This window comes from Variovorax sp. J31P207, from assembly GCF_030316965.1.
Classification (GTDB): Bacteria; Pseudomonadota; Gammaproteobacteria; order Burkholderiales; family Burkholderiaceae_C; genus Variovorax; species Variovorax ginsengisoli_B.
In genome coordinates this window covers 234,064-252,015 of the sequence record NZ_JASZYN010000004.1, presented here as the reverse complement: position 1 = coordinate 252,015, position 17,952 = coordinate 234,064, and the positions used below count along the sequence as shown (strand labels likewise).

15 protein-coding genes, 1 tRNA gene and 1 riboswitch are annotated in these 17,952 nt (G+C 69.0%); of the genes, 10 read left to right on the top strand and 6 right to left on the bottom strand.

What is annotated here, in order from left to right:
- Positions 1-28 precede the first annotated feature (28 nt).
- Positions 29-156, bottom strand: a riboswitch (ZMP/ZTP riboswitch).
- Positions 157-194: 38 nt separating this feature from the next.
- Complete coding sequence (locus tag QTI68_RS15785) at positions 195-1,040, bottom strand: lytic transglycosylase domain-containing protein (RefSeq protein ID WP_286522546.1); 846 nt, start codon at positions 1,038-1,040, stop codon at positions 195-197.
- Positions 1,041-1,634: 594 nt separating this feature from the next.
- Here QTI68_RS15785 and QTI68_RS15780 point away from each other — a divergent pair.
- A complete protein-coding gene (locus QTI68_RS15780; RefSeq protein WP_286522545.1) occupies positions 1,635-5,453 on the top strand; it encodes a DUF748 domain-containing protein in 3,819 nt (1,272 codons plus the stop codon).
- Between the two features lie 90 nt (positions 5,454-5,543).
- Positions 5,544-8,348, top strand: a complete 2,805-nt coding sequence (locus QTI68_RS15775; RefSeq protein WP_286522544.1) for a DUF349 domain-containing protein — start codon at positions 5,544-5,546, stop codon at positions 8,346-8,348.
- 33 nt (positions 8,349-8,381) lie between these two features.
- On the opposite strand, the gene QTI68_RS15770 is transcribed toward QTI68_RS15775, so the two are convergent.
- Genes QTI68_RS15770 through QTI68_RS15750 form a run of 5 tightly spaced genes read right to left on the bottom strand, consistent with a single transcriptional unit; the run spans position 8,382 to position 11,710 of the window.
- Positions 8,382-9,176, bottom strand: a complete 795-nt coding sequence (locus tag QTI68_RS15770; protein WP_286522542.1) for a M90 family metallopeptidase — start codon at positions 9,174-9,176, stop codon at positions 8,382-8,384.
- Complete coding sequence (locus tag QTI68_RS15765; RefSeq protein WP_286522541.1) at positions 9,176-9,934, bottom strand: UDP-2,3-diacylglucosamine diphosphatase; 759 nt, start codon at positions 9,932-9,934, stop codon at positions 9,176-9,178. The genes QTI68_RS15770 and QTI68_RS15765 overlap by 1 nt, the downstream gene beginning before the upstream one ends.
- 16 nt (positions 9,935-9,950) lie before the next feature.
- Positions 9,951-10,460 carry a peptidylprolyl isomerase gene (locus tag QTI68_RS15760; RefSeq protein ID WP_286522540.1) on the bottom strand — a complete coding sequence of 170 codons (510 nt, stop codon included), beginning with the start codon at positions 10,458-10,460 and terminating at the stop codon, positions 9,951-9,953.
- A gap of 16 nt (positions 10,461-10,476) precedes the next feature.
- On the bottom strand, positions 10,477-11,061 hold the full coding sequence (locus tag QTI68_RS15755) for a peptidylprolyl isomerase (RefSeq protein WP_503011712.1): 585 nt from the start codon (positions 11,059-11,061) through the stop codon (positions 10,477-10,479).
- A 58-nt stretch (positions 11,062-11,119) separates the two neighbouring features.
- Positions 11,120-11,710 (bottom strand): tetratricopeptide repeat protein, encoded by a 591-nt coding sequence (locus QTI68_RS15750; protein WP_286522539.1) that lies wholly within the window; start codon positions 11,708-11,710, stop codon positions 11,120-11,122.
- A 191-nt stretch (positions 11,711-11,901) separates the two neighbouring features.
- Between QTI68_RS15750 and cysS the strand changes: the two genes are divergently transcribed.
- From cysS to QTI68_RS15710, 8 genes are all read left to right on the top strand, one after another.
- Positions 11,902-13,278 carry a cysteine--tRNA ligase gene (gene cysS / locus QTI68_RS15745; RefSeq protein WP_286522538.1) on the top strand — a complete coding sequence of 459 codons (1,377 nt, stop codon included), beginning with the start codon at positions 11,902-11,904 and terminating at the stop codon, positions 13,276-13,278.
- A 17-nt stretch (positions 13,279-13,295) separates the two neighbouring features.
- Positions 13,296-13,946, top strand: a complete 651-nt coding sequence (locus QTI68_RS15740; RefSeq protein ID WP_286523179.1) for a DNA-3-methyladenine glycosylase family protein — start codon at positions 13,296-13,298, stop codon at positions 13,944-13,946.
- Between the two features lie 16 nt (positions 13,947-13,962).
- On the top strand, positions 13,963-14,943 hold the full coding sequence (locus QTI68_RS15735; RefSeq protein ID WP_286522537.1) for an acetyl-CoA carboxylase carboxyltransferase subunit alpha: 981 nt from the start codon (positions 13,963-13,965) through the stop codon (positions 14,941-14,943).
- 49 nt (positions 14,944-14,992) lie between these two features.
- Positions 14,993-15,973 carry a tRNA lysidine(34) synthetase TilS gene (tilS, locus tag QTI68_RS15730; RefSeq protein WP_286522536.1) on the top strand — a complete coding sequence of 327 codons (981 nt, stop codon included), beginning with the start codon at positions 14,993-14,995 and terminating at the stop codon, positions 15,971-15,973.
- 89 nt (positions 15,974-16,062) lie between these two features.
- A complete protein-coding gene (locus QTI68_RS15725; RefSeq protein ID WP_286522535.1) occupies positions 16,063-17,331 on the top strand; it encodes an aspartate kinase in 1,269 nt (422 codons plus the stop codon).
- A 22-nt stretch (positions 17,332-17,353) separates the two neighbouring features.
- A tRNA-Ser gene (locus QTI68_RS15720) sits at positions 17,354-17,446 on the top strand.
- A gap of 72 nt (positions 17,447-17,518) precedes the next feature.
- A complete protein-coding gene (locus QTI68_RS15715) occupies positions 17,519-17,743 on the top strand; it encodes a hypothetical protein (protein WP_286522533.1) in 225 nt (74 codons plus the stop codon).
- Between the two features lie 31 nt (positions 17,744-17,774).
- On the top strand, positions 17,775-17,942 hold the full coding sequence (locus QTI68_RS15710) for a hypothetical protein (protein WP_286522532.1): 168 nt from the start codon (positions 17,775-17,777) through the stop codon (positions 17,940-17,942).
- Positions 17,943-17,952: the final 10 nt, after the last annotated feature.

Genomic DNA, 17,952 nt, shown 5'->3' with positions numbered 1-17,952 from the left:
GACGATGGTCCTTGTTCTTCAACCAAACAAGGGCTGCCCAGGCGAACGGCTGATCACCCGCAAACGAACCGCGGGCGGCACGCTTCCCAGTGGTAGTCCACGTCAGCGCAATGCACCTGAAAAGGGTTGCGCCTATCGCCAGTCGCGTGCCGGCCGAGTGTAGCCGACCGCGGGCGCCGGCGCGGCCCGAAGGGCTACGAGTCCCCGAGCAGGGCGACTTGCTGCGGATCGGGCTGGGCCGGCTTGGCCGCTGCCGGCGGCGCCACGACCTGGACCGGATTGGTGCGCGGCGCCGGCGTCGTCGTGGGCGGCGCGCGGCCGGCGACCACCTGGCGCAGCCGCTCGTGCTCGGCCAGCACCTTGCCGGCATAGCCGCCGTCCTCGGTCAGATTGGCGGCGCCGACGTAGTAGCGCAGGCCGCCCTCGAGGGAGCCGGCGCGGGCGATGCATTCCTGCAGCACCTTGACGCCGACGCGCATGTTGGTCACGGGGTCGAAGGCGGTCAGGGTTCCGCCGGCGCTTTCGTACTTCTCGCCGTGGACCCGGGTCATCACCTGCATCAGGCCCTGGGCGCCGACCTGGCTCTGGGCGAAGGGATTGAAGCTGGACTCGACCGCCATGATCGCCAGGATCAGGGTCGGGTCGAGCTTGGTCTTCTTGCCGAGGTCGAACGCCTCGGCGACCAGCACGCTCAACGGCTCGGCTGCCACCCGGTACTTCTTGCTGAGCCAGTAGGCCACCGCGGCCTGCTGCTTGGGCAGTTCATGGGGGCTGGCAGCGGTGGTCCGCTCGATCGCGGTGGGCTCGAGGTCGCTGACCTCGACGGCCTCGGGCGCCGGCTTGCGCGATTGCAGCCAGCCCATCAGTTGCTCTTCGCCGGTCTGGCGCAGGTCCGGGCGGGCGGCCAGCGCCAGCACGGCGAACACGATGGCCAGGCCGAGCAGGGCGAAGCTGTTGTGGGTGATCTCGAAGAAGCCGTCGACCACATCGGACACGAAGGTCCGTAGCCCGCGGGCTGTGGCATCTAACGCCTGTTTCATCGCTCTTCCTTTCTGTGCGGCACCCGATCGCAGCGCCACGGGGGCGGAGCAGAAAGGAAGCGGCGCTTGGATTGGTACGAATCAGGCCCGCGCGAAAAGAGGGAGAGAGCGCGGCCGCCTGATCAAGCCGGCAGATGCCGGCAGCGGATTTGGGAGAGTCCGGCCACTCGGGGGCTCGGGAAAGATTGGCATTCTAGGGACCGCTAAATATCTGGTCAAGAATATGAAATAGGTCTGATATTCTAATTTCGATGTAAAGAAATGTATGAAATAGTGCACGAATCGGTGGCGCGGAGTCCATTGAAAACGCGATTTGCAATCCATCCGCATAGCGCATAGGCTCTACTTGCCTGAGCTATCAGGCGTCTACCAAGGTCCAGTGGCCCGACGAGCAAAATCCGACGGTCCAGCGGCTGAGGCCCAACGGTGGCAATCCCTTGCTGCCAGCATGACCGGAACGATTGAACTTCCGGTCGAGCGAAAAGATGGCATGGGTGTTTCGCCCGCCATCAAGCCCGGAGGCCTGACTTCGCGTCGAGCCGCCGGGCTTTCTCACTTTGGGGCCGCCACGGGTTTGGGGCACACTCCCCGTCGATGAATGCTGCTTTGCTGAAACAGAACAAATGGGTGCGGCGCGGGCTCTGGACGCTGCTGATCCTGCTGGCGGTCTGGGTGATCGCCTGGCTGGCGGTACCGCCGATCGTCAAGGGCCAGGTGCAGAAGATCGCCAGCGACAAGCTGGGCCGCCAGGTCACGGTGGGCAAGATCGAGTTCAAGCCCTGGACCCTCGAACTCGCGGTGAACGACCTGCGCATCGCCACCGCCGACGGCAGCCAGCCGCAGGTCGCCGTCAAGCGCATCTATGTCGACGCCGAGCTGCAGTCCATCCTGCGCCTCGCACCGGTGATCGACGCGGTCCGGATCGAGGCGCCGGCGATCCAGCTCACGCACCTCGCCGATGGCCGCTACGACATCGACGACATCCTGGCCCGGCTGACTCCCGCGCCGGAGCCTGCCGATGCGCCCAAGAAGGACCCGCCTCGGTTCGCCGTCTACAACATCGCGATCACCGACGGCGCCGTCGACTTCAGCGACGAAACCGTCAAGCGCCGCCACGAGTTGCGCGAATTCGCGCTCAGCGTGCCCTTTCTGAGCAACCTGGCCTCCAAGCGCGAGATCAAGACCGAACCGAAGCTGGCCTTCGTCCTCAACGGCAGCAAGTTCGATTCGGCGGCCGAGTCGACGCCCTTTGCCGCCAACCGCAAGACCGACGCCCGCATCAACTTCCAGGGGCTCGACCTGGTGCCCTACCTGGGCTACATCCCGGGCGGGCTGCCGATGGCGCTGAAGGCCGGCAAGCTGGATGCCGACCTGAAGATCGATTTCGAGCAGGCGGCGACCGCAGGCCTCAAGATCACCGGCAGCGTCGCGGCCAACGGCATCAAGGTGGTGGACGCGAAGGGGCACGACCTGCTCGGCTTCGATGCGCTCAAGATCGCGCTGGCCGACGTCCGCCCCCTGGAGCGCGTGGTTCATCTGAGCGAAGTGGCGCTGGCCGGGCCCGATCTGGTCGTGGCCCGCGATGCCGCGGGGCGCCTCAATCTGCTGGCGACCGACCCGGGCACCGGCGCGGCCGACAAGCCGGCGGCCCCGCCGGCGCCGGCCGCCGACGGCGCGGCCCCGGCGGCCGAGCCGCAGCCCTGGCGGATCCAGGTCGACAAGGTGGCCCTGAGCGACGGCCAGATCGGCTGGCGCGACCAGACCACCCGGCCCGCAGCGGCCATCGACGTCAAGCAACTGGCGCTCGAGGTCCAGGCCGTGACCTGGCCGATGGAAAAGCCGGCCACCTTCAGCGGCTCGACTTCGGTGGGCGGCGCGGCCCTCAAGTTCAGCGGCGAGGCGACCGACAAGCGGGCCCGGGTCGCCACCGAGATCGAGGCGCTGCCGCTGTCGCTGGCTGCGCCGTACCTGGCCCAGAGCCTCGAACCCTCGCTCGACGGCAAGCTGAGCGGCAAGGTCGATGTCGAATGGACGCAGCCCGACCTGAAGTTCAAGGCCCGCAGCGTGGTCGCCGACGGGCTGGCCCTGACGCAAGAAAAGACGGCGCTGGCCAGCGTCGGCCGCTTCGAACTGGTCGACGCCGAGGCCGACATGACCAAGCACACCCTGACGGTGGCCTCGTTCACCGCCTCGAACCCGAAGCTGCGGGTCGTGCGCGACAACGAGAAGCGCTGGATGTTCGAGCGCTGGCTGAAGGCGCCGGCCGACAGCAGCCAGGCCGGCACGGCCGACGCCAAGGTCGCGGCACCCAAGGATCCGAAGGCGGCCGAGGGCGCGCCGCCGGCGGGCGCCAACACCACGCCGTGGTCGCTCGCCATCGGCAAGCTGGCGGTCGACAACGGCGCGCTGAGCTACGAGGACAATGCCGGCGCCACGCCGGTGGCCTTCGAGATCAGCGCCTTCACGCTGAACGCGCAGAAGCTGGCGCCGAACACGGCCACCGTGTCGCCGCTCAAGCTGTCGGGCCGCATCGCTGCCGGGCGGGCCGAGGCGGGGCGCTTCGAGTACGACGGCAACCTGGTGCTGAAGCCGATCGCGGCCGAAGGCCGGCTGGTGGTGGGCTCGCTGCCGGCCCATGCCTTCAAGGCCTACTACGCGGACGCACTCAATATCGACATCCGCCGCGCCTTCGCCAGTTATCGCGGCACGGTCAAGGTCGCGACCCTGCCCGCGGGCCTGAGCGTCAATCTGGCCGGCGACACCGCGGTCGACGAATTTCGTGCCAACAGCGTCGTGCTGACGCAGGCGCCCGGCCTGTCGAGCAACCGGCAGCTGCTGAGCTGGAAGACGCTGGGCCTGCGTGGCCTGCAAGTCGCGATGGTGCCGGGCGCGCCGCTCAAGGTCGACGTCCGGGAGACCTCGCTGACCGACTTCTATGCCCGCGTGATCATCGATCCGACCGGCAAGCTGAACCTGCTGTACCTGGTCAAGCAGCCCGGCGAGCCGGCGGCAGGGGAGGCGCCGGCGGTCGAGGTCGAAAGCAAACGCAGCCTGGGCGGCACCACCACGACCACCGCCCGGCCGCGCTCGGCACGACCCCGCGCGCCGGCGCCGCAGCAGGCGCCCCCGCAGGAGCTGATGGTCGGCGGCGGCCCCGACACACCGGCCGCGGCACCGGTGGCGGCCGCGTCGGCGCCGGTCGACAACGCGATGGCGCCGGTGATCAATTTCGGCCCCATGAGCCTGGTCAACGGCAAGATCGACTTTTCCGACCTGTTCATCAAGCCCAACTACTCGGCCGACCTGACCGAGCTGACCGGCAAGCTGAGCGCCTTCTCGTCGAAGCCCCAGGGCGACAAGCCCGCGCTGGCCGACCTCGAACTGCGCGGCAAGGCACAGCAGACCGCCTCGCTGGAGATCACCGGCAAGCTCAATCCGCTGGTCAAGCCGCTCGAACTCGACATCACGGCGCGGATGAAGGAGCTCGACCTGCCGCCGTTGTCGCCCTACACGATCCGCTTTGCCGGCCACGGCATCGAGCGCGGCAAGCTCAGCATGGACGTCAACTACAAGATCGCCCCCGATGGCACGCTGACCGCGGCCAACAAGCTGGTGCTGAACCAGCTGCAGTTCGGCGAGCAGGTCGAAGGCGCGCCCGCCAGCCTGCCGGTGCGGCTGGCCGTGGCGCTGCTGGCCGACCGCAACGGGGTGATCGACATCGACCTGCCGCTGCGCGGATCGATCAACGACCCGCAGTTCAGCGTCGGCCCGCTGATCCTGAAGGCGATCGTGAACCTGCTCGCCAAGGCCGTCACCGCGCCGTTCGCGCTGCTGACCGGCGGCTTCGGCGGCGGCGGCGGGGACTCCAGCACGATCGCCTTCGCGCCCGGCAGCGCCGAACTGTCCAAGGAGGCGAAGGAAAACCTCGACAAGGTGGCCAAGGCGCTGAACGACCGGCCGGGCCTGCAGATGACCGTGGTCGGCACCGCCAGCCTCGACAAGGAGCGCGACGCCTACCAGCGCCAGCGGCTGCGCGAGATGACGCAGGCCGAGAAGCGCCGGGTCGCGGTCCGCGCCGGCAAGGACGCGGCCGAGGTGGCGCCGGTCACCGACGCCGAATATCCGGAGCTGCTGACCGCTGTCTACAAGCGTTCGGAGGTCACCAAGCCGCGCAACGTGGTCGGCTTGGCCAAGGACCTGCCGGTCAAGGACATGGAAGACCTGCTGCTGGCCAGCATTCCGGTCGACGAGGAGTCGATGCGGCAGCTGGCCGTGGCGCGGGGCGCGGCGGCCCGGGACTACCTGCTCGAGCAGAAGCTGCCGACCGAACGCCTGTTCCTCGGCGCCGTCCGCACCAAGGCCGAAGGGGCCGACTGGAAACCCGGCGCCGAACTGAAACTGGCGACCCGTTGACCCGCAGCACCGCAAGTCGGTGAAAATGGAGCCATGCGCCGGCCAAATGCCGGCGCCTCGCTTTTTCTTACAGATAACGACATTCGCTCAGTGACTTCAACTTCCTCCAAGCCTCACGACCTCCAGTCCCTCGACACCTTGACCGGGGGTGCCTTCACAGCGCCGACCTCTGGCGAGCGCGCCCAGCGCATCCGGGATTGGCTCGCGGCCAACCCGACGCCCGAGCAGATGCAGGACGTCTTCAAGGAGCTGAGCGGGCGCGACAAGGGCGCCGCCCGGCTGCTGCGCGAAAAGCTCGACGAGCTCAAGCGCGCCAAGAGCCAGGAGGCGATCGCCGTCGAATGGGCCCACAAGGCCGAGGCCCTTCTGGCCCAGCCGAAGCTCAACATCGCCGATGCGCTGGCCTGGCAACGCGACGCCGCCAAGGCCGGCGCACCGCTGTCGCGCGAGCCCCTGGCCGGTTTCAAGGCCCGGCTGGCCGAGCGCGTGAAGGGCATCGAGGACCTGCAGCACCGGGCCCAGGTCCATCGCGAGGCGGCGGTGCTGCTGGCGCAGCGCTTCGAGGTGCTCTCGACCAAGAGCTGGCGCGATGCGCAGGGCGTCGAGGAGGCCCTGCGGGCCGACGTGGCGCACTGGCAGCAGCAGGCAGCCGAAATCGTGGCCGACCCCAACTGGAGCAGCCTCGATGCCCGATTCGCACCCCAGCTCGAGTCTTCCAAGGCGCAGCTGCTGGTGGTGTCCGACGCCTTCCACGGCGCCCTGACCCTGGCCGTGGCCGCCGCCGCGGACGCCGCGGCGCCGTTGCCGCCGGTGCCGGTCTGGGCCGACGAGCTGCGGGTGGCCCGTGGCGGCACGCCCGAGGCCGCGCCGGCGCCGGCCAAACCGCCCGCGCCCAAGGTCGACCCCGAAAAGCGCGCCGCCGCGCAGGATGCGGTCCAGGCCGCGCTCGCCAAGCTCGAGCAGGAAACCACCGAGGGCCACGGCAAGGCCAGCGCCGGTGCGGCCGCCGCGCTGCGTGCGGTGCTCAAGGACCACGGCAAGCTGGTCGAGCCGCCCCTGGAGGCCCGCGTCCATGCGGCGCTGGTGGCCGCAGGCGAGCTCGAAGGCTGGCAGCGCTGGAGCGCCGACAAGGTGCGTGAAGACCTGGTCGCCAAGGCCGAAGGGCTGCTCAAGCGGCCCGAAGGCCAGGCGCTGGGCGGCCGCAAGATGCAGGAGACCCTGCGCGCGCTGCGCGAGCAATGGAAGCAGGCCGACCAGGGCGGCGTCCCCAACCATGCACTCTGGAAGCGTTTCGACGAAGCCTGCAACGAAGCCCACAAGGTGGTCGAGGCCTGGCTCGAGAAGGTCCGTGCCGACGCCGCCGAGCATCGGGCGCTGCGCACCGCGCTGATCGAGGAAGTCAAGGCCTGGGCCGCCGAGCACGCCGATGCGTCCGACCTGAAGGCGCACAACCGAGCCCTGCACCAGTTCGCCGATCGCTGGCGCGATGCCGGGCATGTCGGCGAAAAGGTGTTCGCCGAGCTGCAGGCCCAGTGGAACGAGGCCTTCGGTGCCGCCCGTGCGCCTTTCGAATCGGCCCAGAAGGCCAGCGTCGAGCGTCGCCAGGCGATGATTGCAGAGGCGGCCGAACTCGGCGCGGCGCCGATGCTGCGCATCGACGCGGTCAAGGCACTGCAGCAGCGCTGGCAGCATGAGGCGCAATCGGTGCCGCTCGAGCGCCGCCACGAACAAAAGCTCTGGGACGCCTTCCGGGCCCCGATCGACGAAGCCTTCAACCGCAAGACGGCCGAGCGCGAGAAGGCTTCGGCCGCGATGAGCGAGCACGACCGCCACGTGCTGAATGCCTCCAAGGCGCTCGAGGCCGCCAACAGCACCGGCGATGCCCAGAAGATCCGTGCCGCGGTGGCGCAGCTCGAGGCCGCCCTGCGCGGCGAGGCGCCGCCGCCCGCGGCAGCGCCGGCCAGCGCGCCGAGCGATGGTCCCGCGGTCGGGGCGACTGAAGTGGTTGCCCCGGGGCAGGCGGCGGCCGAGTTCGGCGAAAGCGCCGGCCAGGCGCCGGCGCCCGAGGATGCGGAGGCGCTGCCGACGGCCGCGCCGGCCGATGCCCCTGCGGCGCAGGACCTGGTGGCGCCGGCCGATGGCGCCGACCCTTCGGCGCGCTCCGATGCCGAAGCCGCACCGGCTCCCGTGGCACCCCCGAAGCCGGCGCCGAAGCCGGTGATCGCCGTGCGCGGCGACGACCGTCCCGGCAACAAGAAGGCCGAGGCCATGCCTGCCGGCCGCGGCGGCAAGTTCGGCGATCGCCGCGATGCGCGTGGCGGCCCGGGCGGCCGCACCGGCGATCGCCCGGCACGGCCGGGCGAGCGTGGCGCACCCGCCGGCGGCGGACGCTTCGGTGATCGCCCGCCGCGCTTCGAAGACCGCGGTCCCCGCCTCGGCGACGCGGCTTTCCGGGCCCAGCGCGAAGCGCTCGAGCGGGCCGATTTCGCGCTGCGCAAGCTGGCGTCGCAGGCCCATGGCGAAGCGCTCACGCAGGTGCTCGGCGCCTGGGAGAAGCGCGACGCCGCGCAGTTGCCCAGCGTCCAGGAACTGGGCCGCGCGGTGACGCCGGCGGTGCGCAGCAGCTGGTCGCAGGCGATCGGCGCCGCGCCGTCGGCCCAGGCCGCCGACGCCGCCGAAGCGCTGCTGCGGCTCGAGATGGCGGCCGAGGTGCCGACGCCGGCCGAGCAGCTCGACGCCCGCCGGGCCCTTCAGCTCAAGCTGTTGACCCGGCGCGGCGATCCGACCCCGGAGCAGACCTGGGGCCAGGACGCCGGCAAGGTGCTGGCTGCCAGCCACGACGCTGCTTCGGCGCGCCGGCTGCAGAACGCACTCAAGGCACTGCTGCGCAAGTAAGGGCGGCGGCCGTCCCGCAAGGGGCGGTCGTGCTCAGCGGCCCGGCGGCGCCTTGAAGAAGGCGTCGAACAGCCCCACCAATCCGGCAAACTCGGCCTCCAGCGCCGAGCGGTTCACGAAGTAGGCCTCGCAGGCGACGGCGAAAAACTCGGCCGGCGACTGCGCGCCGTAGGGATCGAGCCAGGGCGCCTCGCCGCCGAAGCGCTCAGCCATGATCGCCTTCTCGCGCAGCGCCTCGTAGGCCGGCTGCAGGGTCGCGAACCAGGCGGCGCGGGCCTCCCGCGCGCTGCGCGTGCCGAGGAAACCGGGCGGCAGCGGCGGGCAGCCGTCGGCCTCGCCGCTGCGCATGTCGATCTTGTGGGCAAATTCGTGGATCACCACGTTGTAGCCCTCGGCCCGCGTGACGCTGCTCGCGAGCACGTCCTGCCAGCTCAGCATCACCGGCCCGCGGTCCATGGCCTCGCCGGCCACGATCTCGTCGTACTGGTGGACCACGCCGCTGGCGTCGGTGGTCGTGCGGTGCGCCACCACCTCGGACGGGTGCACCACGATGCCGACGAAATCGTCGTACCAGGCCAGGCCGCCTTTCAGGTGCAGCACCGGCAGCACCGCCTGGGCGGCGATCGCCAGCGCCACCTCGTCGGTGATGACGAAGCCGTGCGCGCCATGGAATTCCTTGTCGCGCAGGAACGCCGCCGCCAGCGCGCGCAGCCGTTCGAGGTCGGCCGCCGGGCGTTCGCCCAGGAAGCGATAGCGGGCCAGCGTGGCCTGCCAGAGGGCGTCGGGCAGGCCGGGAGGTGGGCGCAGCTTGCGCAGCCAGCCGAACATCAGCGCAGATCGACCCGCTGGGCACCCGCGCTCGACAGGCACAGCAACTGGGCGCGCGGCGGATGCGCCGCCGCGTCCCAGTCGCTCAGCACGATGCGCCGCATGCCGTCGCCGAGGTCGTGGGCCGCCGGCCGGTGGGTGTGGCCGTGCACCAGCGTCCCGGCGCCGGCCTGCCGCAGCCAGTCGCGTGCGGCATCGGCATCGACATCGGCCCAGACCATGTCGGGACTGCGCTTGCGGTCCTCGCTCTGGGCCCGCACCGAGCGCGCGAGCGTGCGCCGCTCCTCGAGCGGCCGGGCCAGCAGCGCCTGCTGCCACTCGGGCGTGCGCACCTGGGCCCGGAAACGCAGGTAGTCGGTGTCTTCGAGGCACAGGGCGTCGCCATGGCTGAGCAGCCAGCGCTCGCCGTGCAGCACCAGCACCGTCGGGTCGGAGACCAGCGTCATGCCGCAGCGCGCCGCAAACTCGGCGCCAACCAGGAAGTCGCGGTTGCCGTGCATGAAGAACACCGGCCGGCGCGCGGACGCGGCCCGCAGCACCTCGGCGCACTGGGCTTCGAAGCCGGGCAGGGCGGCGGCGTCGTCGCCGACCCAGACCTCGAACAGGTCGCCGAGGATGAAGATCGCGTCCGCCGGCGTCGTCTCCAGGTAGCCCTGCCAGGCCTCGACGGTGGCAGGCTCCGACGGCTGCAGGTGCAGGTCGGAGATCAGGTCGACCGTGCGCCACGCGGGCGGCGCGACGATCTCGGGAAATGCCATGCGCGGCTCGTCAGGCTCAAGCCTTGACGACGGCCTTTTCGATCACCACGTCTTCGAGCGGCACGTCGTCGTGGAAGCCCTTGCGGCCGGTCTTGACCGCCTTGATGCCATCGACGACTTCCTTGCCGCCGACCACCTTGCCGAACACCGCGTAGCCCCAGCCCTGGGCCGAGGGCGCCGTGTGGTTCAGGAAGCCGTTGTCGGCGACGTTGATGAAGAACTGCGCGGTGGCCGAGTGGGGCGCGTTGGTGCGCGCCATGGCGACCGTGTAGTTGTCGTTCTTGAGGCCGTTGTTGGCTTCGTTCTGGATCTCGGCGCCGGTCGGCTTCTGGGTCATGCCGGGCTCGAAGCCGCCGCCCTGCACCATGAAGCCGGGGATCACGCGATGGAACACGGTGTTGTCGTAGTGGCCCTTGGTCACGTACTCGAGGAAGTTGGCGACGGACTTGGGCGCCTTGGCCTCGTCGAGTTCGAGCGTGATGATGCCCTTGTCCTTGATGTGCAGTTCGACTTGGGGGTTGCTCATGGCTGTGGTCCTTTGCTTATTTCGCCAGGGTGGCGGACTGGATGGTGATGGTTTCGAGCGGCACGTCCTGCATGCCGCCCTTGTTGCCGGTGCGCGCGGCGCGGATCTTGTCGACCACCTCGGTGCCCGAGACCACCTTGCCGAACACCGCGTAGCCGTGGCCGTCCGGGTTGGGGGCGTCGAGCATGGCGTTGTCCTTCACGTTGATGAAGAACTGCGCGGTGGCCGAGTTCGGATCGGAGGTGCGCGCCATGGCGATCGTGTATTTGTCGTTCTTGAGGCCGTTCTTGGCCTCGAGCGGGATCGGCGCGCGGGTCGGCTTCTGCTTCAGGTCGGGCGTGAAGCCGCCGCCCTGGATCATGAAGCCGTCGATGACGCGGTGGAACACCGTGCCGTCGTACTGCTTGTCCTTGACGTACTGCAGGAAGTTGTCGACCGTCTTGGGGGCCTTGTCGGGTGCCAGCTCGATCACGATGTCGCCGGCCGAGGTGGCGAGCTTGACGCGCGGGGCGCCCTGCGCCCAGCTGGACACGGCGGTCGTGGCGATGGCCAGCGTGGCGGCCAGGGCCAGGGCCCGGCGGCGCGAAAAGGCTTGAAGAATCACGGGTGGATCGCTTTCGAAGGAGTGCGCCGCGGCGCGTTCAGGAAAGAAGAAGGCTTCAGTTGCGCACCGGCTTGCGGACCGCCGGCGTGGCCGGCGGCAGGGTGTCGGGCGCCGGCGCGCCGAACATCTGGCGCACCAGGGCCAGCTTGGGCGGCGCGGTCGTGTTGCCGGCCTCCAGCTTGAGCGCCCGGCCATAGGACTGGGCCGCCAGCCGCGCATACACGTCGCCGAGGTTTTCGTGCGCGGTCGCGTAGTCGGGGTTGAGCTTGATCGCCATCTCGAGGGCGGCGCGCGCCTTGTCGAACTGGCTCTGGGCCGCATAGAGGGCGGCCAGGTTGTTGTAGGGCTCGGGCAGTTCGGGAAAGTCCTGCGTCAGCGCCGTGAAGACCACGATCGCGTCGGCCTGCTTGCCCTGCTCGGTCAGGATCACGCCGCGCAGGAAGCGCATCTGCGGGTCGCGGGGCTTGCCCGCGATGTAGGCGTCGGCCTTGGCCAGCGCCTGGTCGGCCTTGCCCTGGCGCAGCAGGGTATTGACGTCGGAATAGTCGTCGGCGTGGGCGATGCCGACCGTGAGGGCGACCAGCAGCGCCGCGACGGCCTGGACGATGCGCAGACGGGAGGAGGGGGCGAAAGCGGCGTGCGGCATGGTGTCTCGAGAGGTGGAGGGAATGGGCCTCGTAAACACGCGGAAAACATCCGGCGGTGGCCGTTTATACTTGCAAGATTGTAGCCGAGGGGTCTTTTCCAGCCGCTCGTCGCCACGCCCCCGTCACCCCTGAAAAACCCCCATCGTTCGCCCGTTCCCTGCACGTGCGCGAATCGACGTTTCCGAGCCTCATGAGTCTTCGCATCTACAACACGCTCTCGCGTGAACTGGAGGAATTTACGCCTCTGCAACCTGGCAGGGTGCGCATGTACGTCTGCGGCATGACGGTCTACGATTACTGCCATCTGGGCCATGCGCGCTCGATGATCGCCTTCGACGTGGTGCAGCGCTGGCTCCGGATCTCCGGCCTGGACGTGGACTACGTGCGCAACATCACCGACATCGACGACAAGATCATCCGCCGGGCGGTCGAGAACGGCGAGAGCATCCGGGCCCTGACCGACCGCATGATCGACGCCCTGCACGAGGACGCCGACGCGCTGGGCATCGAACGGCCTACACACGAGCCGCGGGCGACGGAGTTCATTCCGCAGATGCTGTCGATGATTTCCACGCTGGAGCACAAGGGCCTGGCGTATCGCTCGCCCAACGGCGACGTCAACTACGCGGTGCGCAAATTTCCCGGCTACGGCAAGCTGAGCGGCAAGACCCTCGACGAGCTGCATGCCGGCGAGCGCGTCGCGGTGCTCGACGGCAAGGACGATCCGCTCGACCCGGTGCTCTGGAAGAGCGCCAAGGCCAGCGAACCCGACGAGGTCAAGTGGGCGAGCGAATTCGGCCCCGGCCGGCCCGGCTGGCACATCGAGTGCTCGGCCATGGCCTGCCAGCTGCTCGGCGAGACGCTGGACATCCACGGCGGCGGCGCCGACCTGCAGTTCCCGCACCACGAGAACGAGATCGCCCAGAGCGAAGGCGCCACCGGCAAGCCGCTGGCACGCACCTGGATGCACAACGGCTTCATCAACATCGACGACGAGAAGATGTCCAAGAGCCTGGGCAACTTCTTCCTGATCCGCGACGTGCTGAAGAAGTTCGACGCCGAGACCGTCCGTTTCTTCGTCGTCCGGGCCCACTACCGCAGCCCGCTCAACTACAGCGACGTGCACCTGAACGACGCCCGCAATTCGCTGCGCCGCCTCTACAACGCGCTGGCGCTGGTGCCGCCGGCGCCGGTCGCCATCGACTGGGCCCAGGCTCATGCGGCGCGCTTCAAGGCCGCGCTGGACGAGGACTTCGGCACTCCCGAGGCCGTGGCCGTGCTGTTCGACCTCGCGGGCGAGGTCAACCGCACGCAATCCGCCGAATCCGCCGGCCTGCTGAAGGCGCTGGCCAGCTGCCTGAACCTGCTGCAAGCCGACCCGCAAGCCTTCCTGCAGGCCGGCAGCACGCTCGACGACACCACCATCCAGGCCCTGATCCTGCAGCGCGCGCAAGCCAAGGCGGCGAAGAACTTCGCCGAGGCCGACCGCATCCGCAACGAACTGCTGGCCCAGGGCATCGTGCTCAAGGACTCGGCGAGCGGCACCACCTGGACCGCGGCGCAGTGAGCGCCGCCCCCCGAACCATGGCTGCCGCCAAGGAGCCGATCGTCCAGGTCTTCACGCCCGATTACTGGGAAGAAGCCTGCAAGCACCTGGGCAAGAAGGACCGCGTCATGAAGCGGCTGATCCCGCGCTTCGGCGACGTTCGCCTGGAGTCGCGCGGCGATGCCTTCACGACGCTCGCGCGCAGCATCGTCGGCCAGCAGATCTCGGTGCCGGCGGCCCAGACGGTCTGGCGCCGCTTCGTCGAACTGCCGCGCAAGCTGACGCCGGCCAGCGTGCTGAAGCTCAAGGTCGACGACATGCGCGGCGCCGGGCTGTCGGCGCGCAAGGTCGAATACCTGGTCGACCTGGCGATCCATTTCGACTCGGGCGCGGTGCACGTCGACGCCTGGGAAAACATGTCCGACGAGATGATCATCGCGGAACTGGTGGCGATCCGCGGCATCTCACGCTGGACCGCCGAGATGTTCCTGATCTTCCACCTGATGCGGCCCAACGTGCTGCCGCTGGACGACCCCGGCCTCATCAGCGGCATCAGCCAGAACTACTTTTCGGGCGATCCGGTCAGCCGCAGCGATGCCCGCGAGGTCGCCGTGGCCTGGGCCCCGTATTGCAGCGTGGCGACTTGGTATATTTGGCGATCGCTCGACCCGCTACCGGTCGCAATTTGAAAAACAGGAGAAGACGTTGGCGAAACGAACCTTTCTCGACTTCGAGCAGCCCGTGGCCGAGCTCGAAAGCAAGATCGAAGAACTGCGTTATGTCCAGACCGAATCCGCGGTCGACATCTCGGAAGAAATCGATCAGCTGGGCAAGAAAAGCCTGCAGCTCACCAAGGACATCTACAGCGACCTGACGCCCTGGCAGATCACCAAGATCGCCCGCCATCCGGAACGCCCCTACACGCTCGACTACGTGAACGAGATCTTCACCGATTTCGTCGAGCTGCACGGCGACCGGCATTTCTCGGACGACCTGTCGATCGTCGGCGGCCTGGCGCGCTTCAACGGCACGCCCTGCATGGTGCTGGGCCACCAGAAGGGCCGCGACACCCGCGAGCGCACGGCACGCAACTTCGGCATGAGCAAGCCCGAGGGCTACCGCAAGGCGCTGCGCCTCATGAAGACGGCCGAGAAGTTCAAGCTGCCGGTCTTCACCTTCGTCGACACGCCGGGCGCCTACCCGGGCATCGATGCCGAGGAGCGCGGCCAGTCCGAGGCCATCGGCCGCAACATCTTCGAGATGGCGCAGCTCGAGGTGCCGATCATCGTCACGATCATCGGCGAGGGCGGCTCCGGCGGCGCGCTGGCGATCTCGGTCGGCGACCAGCTGGTGATGCTGCAGTATTCGATCTATTCGGTGATCAGTCCCGAAGGCTGCGCCTCGATCCTCTGGAAGACCAGCGACAAGGCGCAGGAAGCGGCCGATGCGCTCGGCATCACCGCGCACCGCCTGAAGGCGCTCGGGCTGGTCGACAAGATCGTCAACGAGCCGGTCGGCGGCGCGCACCGCGACCATCGCCAGATGGCCGCCTTCCTCAAGCGGGCGCTCAACGATGCCTTCCGCCAGGTCGGCGACCTGTCGACCAAGGACCTGCTCAACCGGCGTTACGAGCGGCTCCAGAGCTACGGCCGCTTCGCCGATACCAAGGCCGACAGCAGCAAGTGAGGCGCTGAGCACCGGGCAGGCCCGGCGCTCCACCGCCCGCTCGGTTTCCATGGAAAATCCGGCCGCCCAAGCTCTCGCGTCCTGGGCGGCGGCGCCGTTGCCGCTGGCGATCGCCTACAGCGGCGGCGCCGATTCGACCGCGCTGCTGCACGCGGCCGCGGCCCGCTGGCCCGGGCAGGTGCATGCCCTGCATGTGCACCATGGCCTGCAGCAGGCGGCCGATGATTTCGAGGCGCACTGCGCCGCTGCCTGCGCGGCGCTGGGCGTTCCGCTGCATTCGGCCCGCGTCGACGCCCGCCACGCCCCCGGCGAGAGCCCGGAGGACGCGGCCCGCCGGGCCCGCTACGCCACGCTGGCGGCGTTGGCGCTGTCCCGGGGCTTGCGCCACGTGGCGCTGGCCCAGCATGCGGACGACCAGGTCGAGACGATGCTGATCGCGCTCGGCCGCGGGGCCGGCCTCGACGGCCTGGCGGGCATGCCGCGCTGCATGGAGCGGCACGGCGTGAGCTTCCACCGGCCGCTGCTCGACCTGCCTGCCGACGCGCTGCGCGCCTGGCTCGCCGCCAGCGGCGTCGCCCATGTCGTCGACCCCACCAACGCCGACCTGCGCTACACCCGCAACCGGCTCCGGCAGCTGGTGCTGCCGGCGCTGGAGGCCGCGCTGCCGCAGTTCCGCGAGACCTTCGCCCGCTCGGCGCGCAACGCGGCCCGGGGCTCGGCGCTGCTGGCCGAGCTGGCGGCCCGAGACCTGGCGGAGGCCGGCGCGCCGCCGGCGCTGGCCGTCCTGCGGGCGCTGCCGCGGGAACGCCTGGCCAATGCGCTGCGCCACTGGCTGCGGCGCGACCACGGCGTGGTGCCGAGCGAGGCGCAGCTGGAGCAGCTGCAGGACCAGATCGCGGCCTGCAGCACGCGCGGGCACCAGATCCGCCTCAAGATCGCCTCCGGGCGGGTCGAGCGGGAGGGCGCCGTGCTGCATTGGTACAATGCTTCGCCCTTGTCGCAGTCCGCCGCCCCGGCGCGGAAGCGTTGAAGCGCTGAATCCGGCCCGGCGGGCGCTGCCTGCAGAGGCCAGCGCAGCCAGCGATGCGGCATCCGAATCCTTCTCTTTGACTTTCACCCATGGCATTGATCGTTCATAAATACGGCGGCACGTCGATGGGCTCGACCGAGCGCATCCGGAATGTCGCCAAGCGCGTTGCCAAGTGGGCACGCGCCGGCCACCAGATGGTGGTGGTCCCGAGCGCCATGAGCGGCGAGACCAACCGCCTGCTCGGCCTCGCCAAGGAACTGGCGCCCGCCGCCCCCGGTGCCGGCCACTACCGCGAACTCGACATGCTCGCCTCCACCGGCGAGCAGGCCTCGTCGGCGCTGCTGGCGATCGCGCTGCAGGCCGAGGGCCTGGAGGCCGTGAGCTACGCCGGCTGGCAGGTCCAGGTGAAGACCGACAGCGCCTACACCAAGGCACGCATCGAGAGCATCGACGACGAGCGCGTGCGCGCCGACCTCGATGCCGGCCGCGTGGTCGTCATCACGGGCTTCCAGGGCGTCGACGACGGCGGCAACATCACGACCCTCGGGCGTGGCGGCAGCGACACCTCGGCGGTGGCGATCGCCGCGGCGCTGAAAGCCCACGAGTGCCTGACCTTCACCGACGTCGACGGCGTCTACACCACCGACCCGCGGGTCGAACCCGACGCCCGCCGGCTCAAGACCGTGAGCTTCGAGGAGATGCTCGAGATGGCGAGCCTGGGCTCCAAGGTGCTGCAGATCCGCTCGGTCGAGTTCGCGGGCAAGTACAAGGTGCCACTGCGCGTGCTGTCGAGCTTCACGCCCTGGGACATCGACATCGAGGAAGAAGCCAAGTCCGGCACCCTGATCACTTTCGAGGAAGACGAAAACATGGAAAAAGCCGTCGTATCCGGCATTGCCTTCAACCGCGACGAGGCCAAGATCTCGGTGCTCGGCGTGCCCGACAAGCCAGGCATCGCGTACCACATCCTGGGCGCGGTGGCCGACGCCAACATCGAAGTCGACGTCATCATCCAAAACCTGAGCAAGGACGGCCGCACCGATTTCAGCTTCACGGTGCACCGCAACGACTACGCCCGCGCGGTCGACCTGCTCAAGGACAAGGTGCTGCCGACCCTGGGCGCCGCCGACATCGTCGGCGACACCAAGATCTGCAAGGTCAGCATCGTCGGCATCGGCATGCGCAGCCACGTCGGCGTGGCGAGCAAGATGTTCCGCGTGCTGAGCGAAGAGGGCATCAACATCCAGATGATTTCGACCAGCGAGATCAAGACCTCGGTCGTGATCGACGAGAAATACATGGAACTTGCGGTCCGCGCGTTGCATAAAGCCTTCGATCTGGACCAACCGACCGCCTGAAGATGGCATAATTCGAGGCTCAGGAACTGTGACCGAGTGGCCGAAGGTGCTCCCCTGCTAAGGGAGTATGGGGTGTAGAGCCTCATCGAGGGTTCGAATCCCTCCGGTTCCGCCAAATTGATCTTCAATGATCTTTGAAAGCCCCGACGCTGATTCAGCTTCGGGGCTTTTTCTTTGGAACAGGCGAATGCAGATTCAGTACAGAGGGCCTTTTGCCCTGAGGGGCTACGGCAAGGCGCTCGACGACGGCCGATTCGAGGCCGTCTTCGTGGTCACCGAGCCGACGACGGCGGGCGAGATGGACTCGCATCACTCGACCCACCTGTTCTTCGACTCGGAGCCCGCAGCCGTCGCGGCCGCCGATGCCGCCGCTGCACACTGGCTGGAGCGGCTCGTGACGGCCGCCGCCTGATTCCGCGCGCGGCGCGCGCTACCATCCCGTGATGCCTGAATTCACCCTGGAACTCGCATCCGTCGTCGCCGTGACCTTCGCCGCCATCATGACCGTCGGCTTCGCCTGGCGCGAGCGCAAGTGGGGTCCGGCGCTGATGATGGCCGGCATCGTGGGCTTCCTGGCCATCATTGCCTACGGCATCGTGCCGAAGTTCTGACGAGGGCCGG

Bases quoted from the DNA above. Each gene is read 5' to 3' on its own strand.
- QTI68_RS15785 (WP_286522546.1), bottom strand. From the start codon at position 1,040: ATGAAACAGGCGTTAGATGCCACAGCCCGCGGGCTACGGACCTTCGTG.
- QTI68_RS15780 (WP_286522545.1), top strand. From the start codon at position 1,635: ATGAATGCTGCTTTGCTGAAACAGAACAAATGGGTGCGGCGCGGGCTC.
- QTI68_RS15770 (WP_286522542.1), bottom strand. From the start codon at position 9,176: ATGTTCGGCTGGCTGCGCAAGCTGCGCCCACCTCCCGGCCTGCCCGAC.
- QTI68_RS15765 (WP_286522541.1), bottom strand. From the start codon at position 9,934: ATGGCATTTCCCGAGATCGTCGCGCCGCCCGCGTGGCGCACGGTCGAC.
- QTI68_RS15760 (WP_286522540.1), bottom strand. From the start codon at position 10,460: ATGAGCAACCCCCAAGTCGAACTGCACATCAAGGACAAGGGCATCATC.
- QTI68_RS15750 (WP_286522539.1), bottom strand. From the start codon at position 11,710: ATGCCGCACGCCGCTTTCGCCCCCTCCTCCCGTCTGCGCATCGTCCAG.
- cysS (WP_286522538.1), top strand. From the start codon at position 11,902: ATGAGTCTTCGCATCTACAACACGCTCTCGCGTGAACTGGAGGAATTT.
- QTI68_RS15740 (WP_286523179.1), top strand. From the start codon at position 13,296: ATGGCTGCCGCCAAGGAGCCGATCGTCCAGGTCTTCACGCCCGATTAC.
- tilS (WP_286522536.1), top strand. From the start codon at position 14,993: ATGGAAAATCCGGCCGCCCAAGCTCTCGCGTCCTGGGCGGCGGCGCCG.
- QTI68_RS15725 (WP_286522535.1), top strand. From the start codon at position 16,063: ATGGCATTGATCGTTCATAAATACGGCGGCACGTCGATGGGCTCGACC.
- QTI68_RS15715 (WP_286522533.1), top strand. From the start codon at position 17,519: ATGCAGATTCAGTACAGAGGGCCTTTTGCCCTGAGGGGCTACGGCAAG.
- QTI68_RS15710 (WP_286522532.1), top strand. From the start codon at position 17,775: ATGCCTGAATTCACCCTGGAACTCGCATCCGTCGTCGCCGTGACCTTC.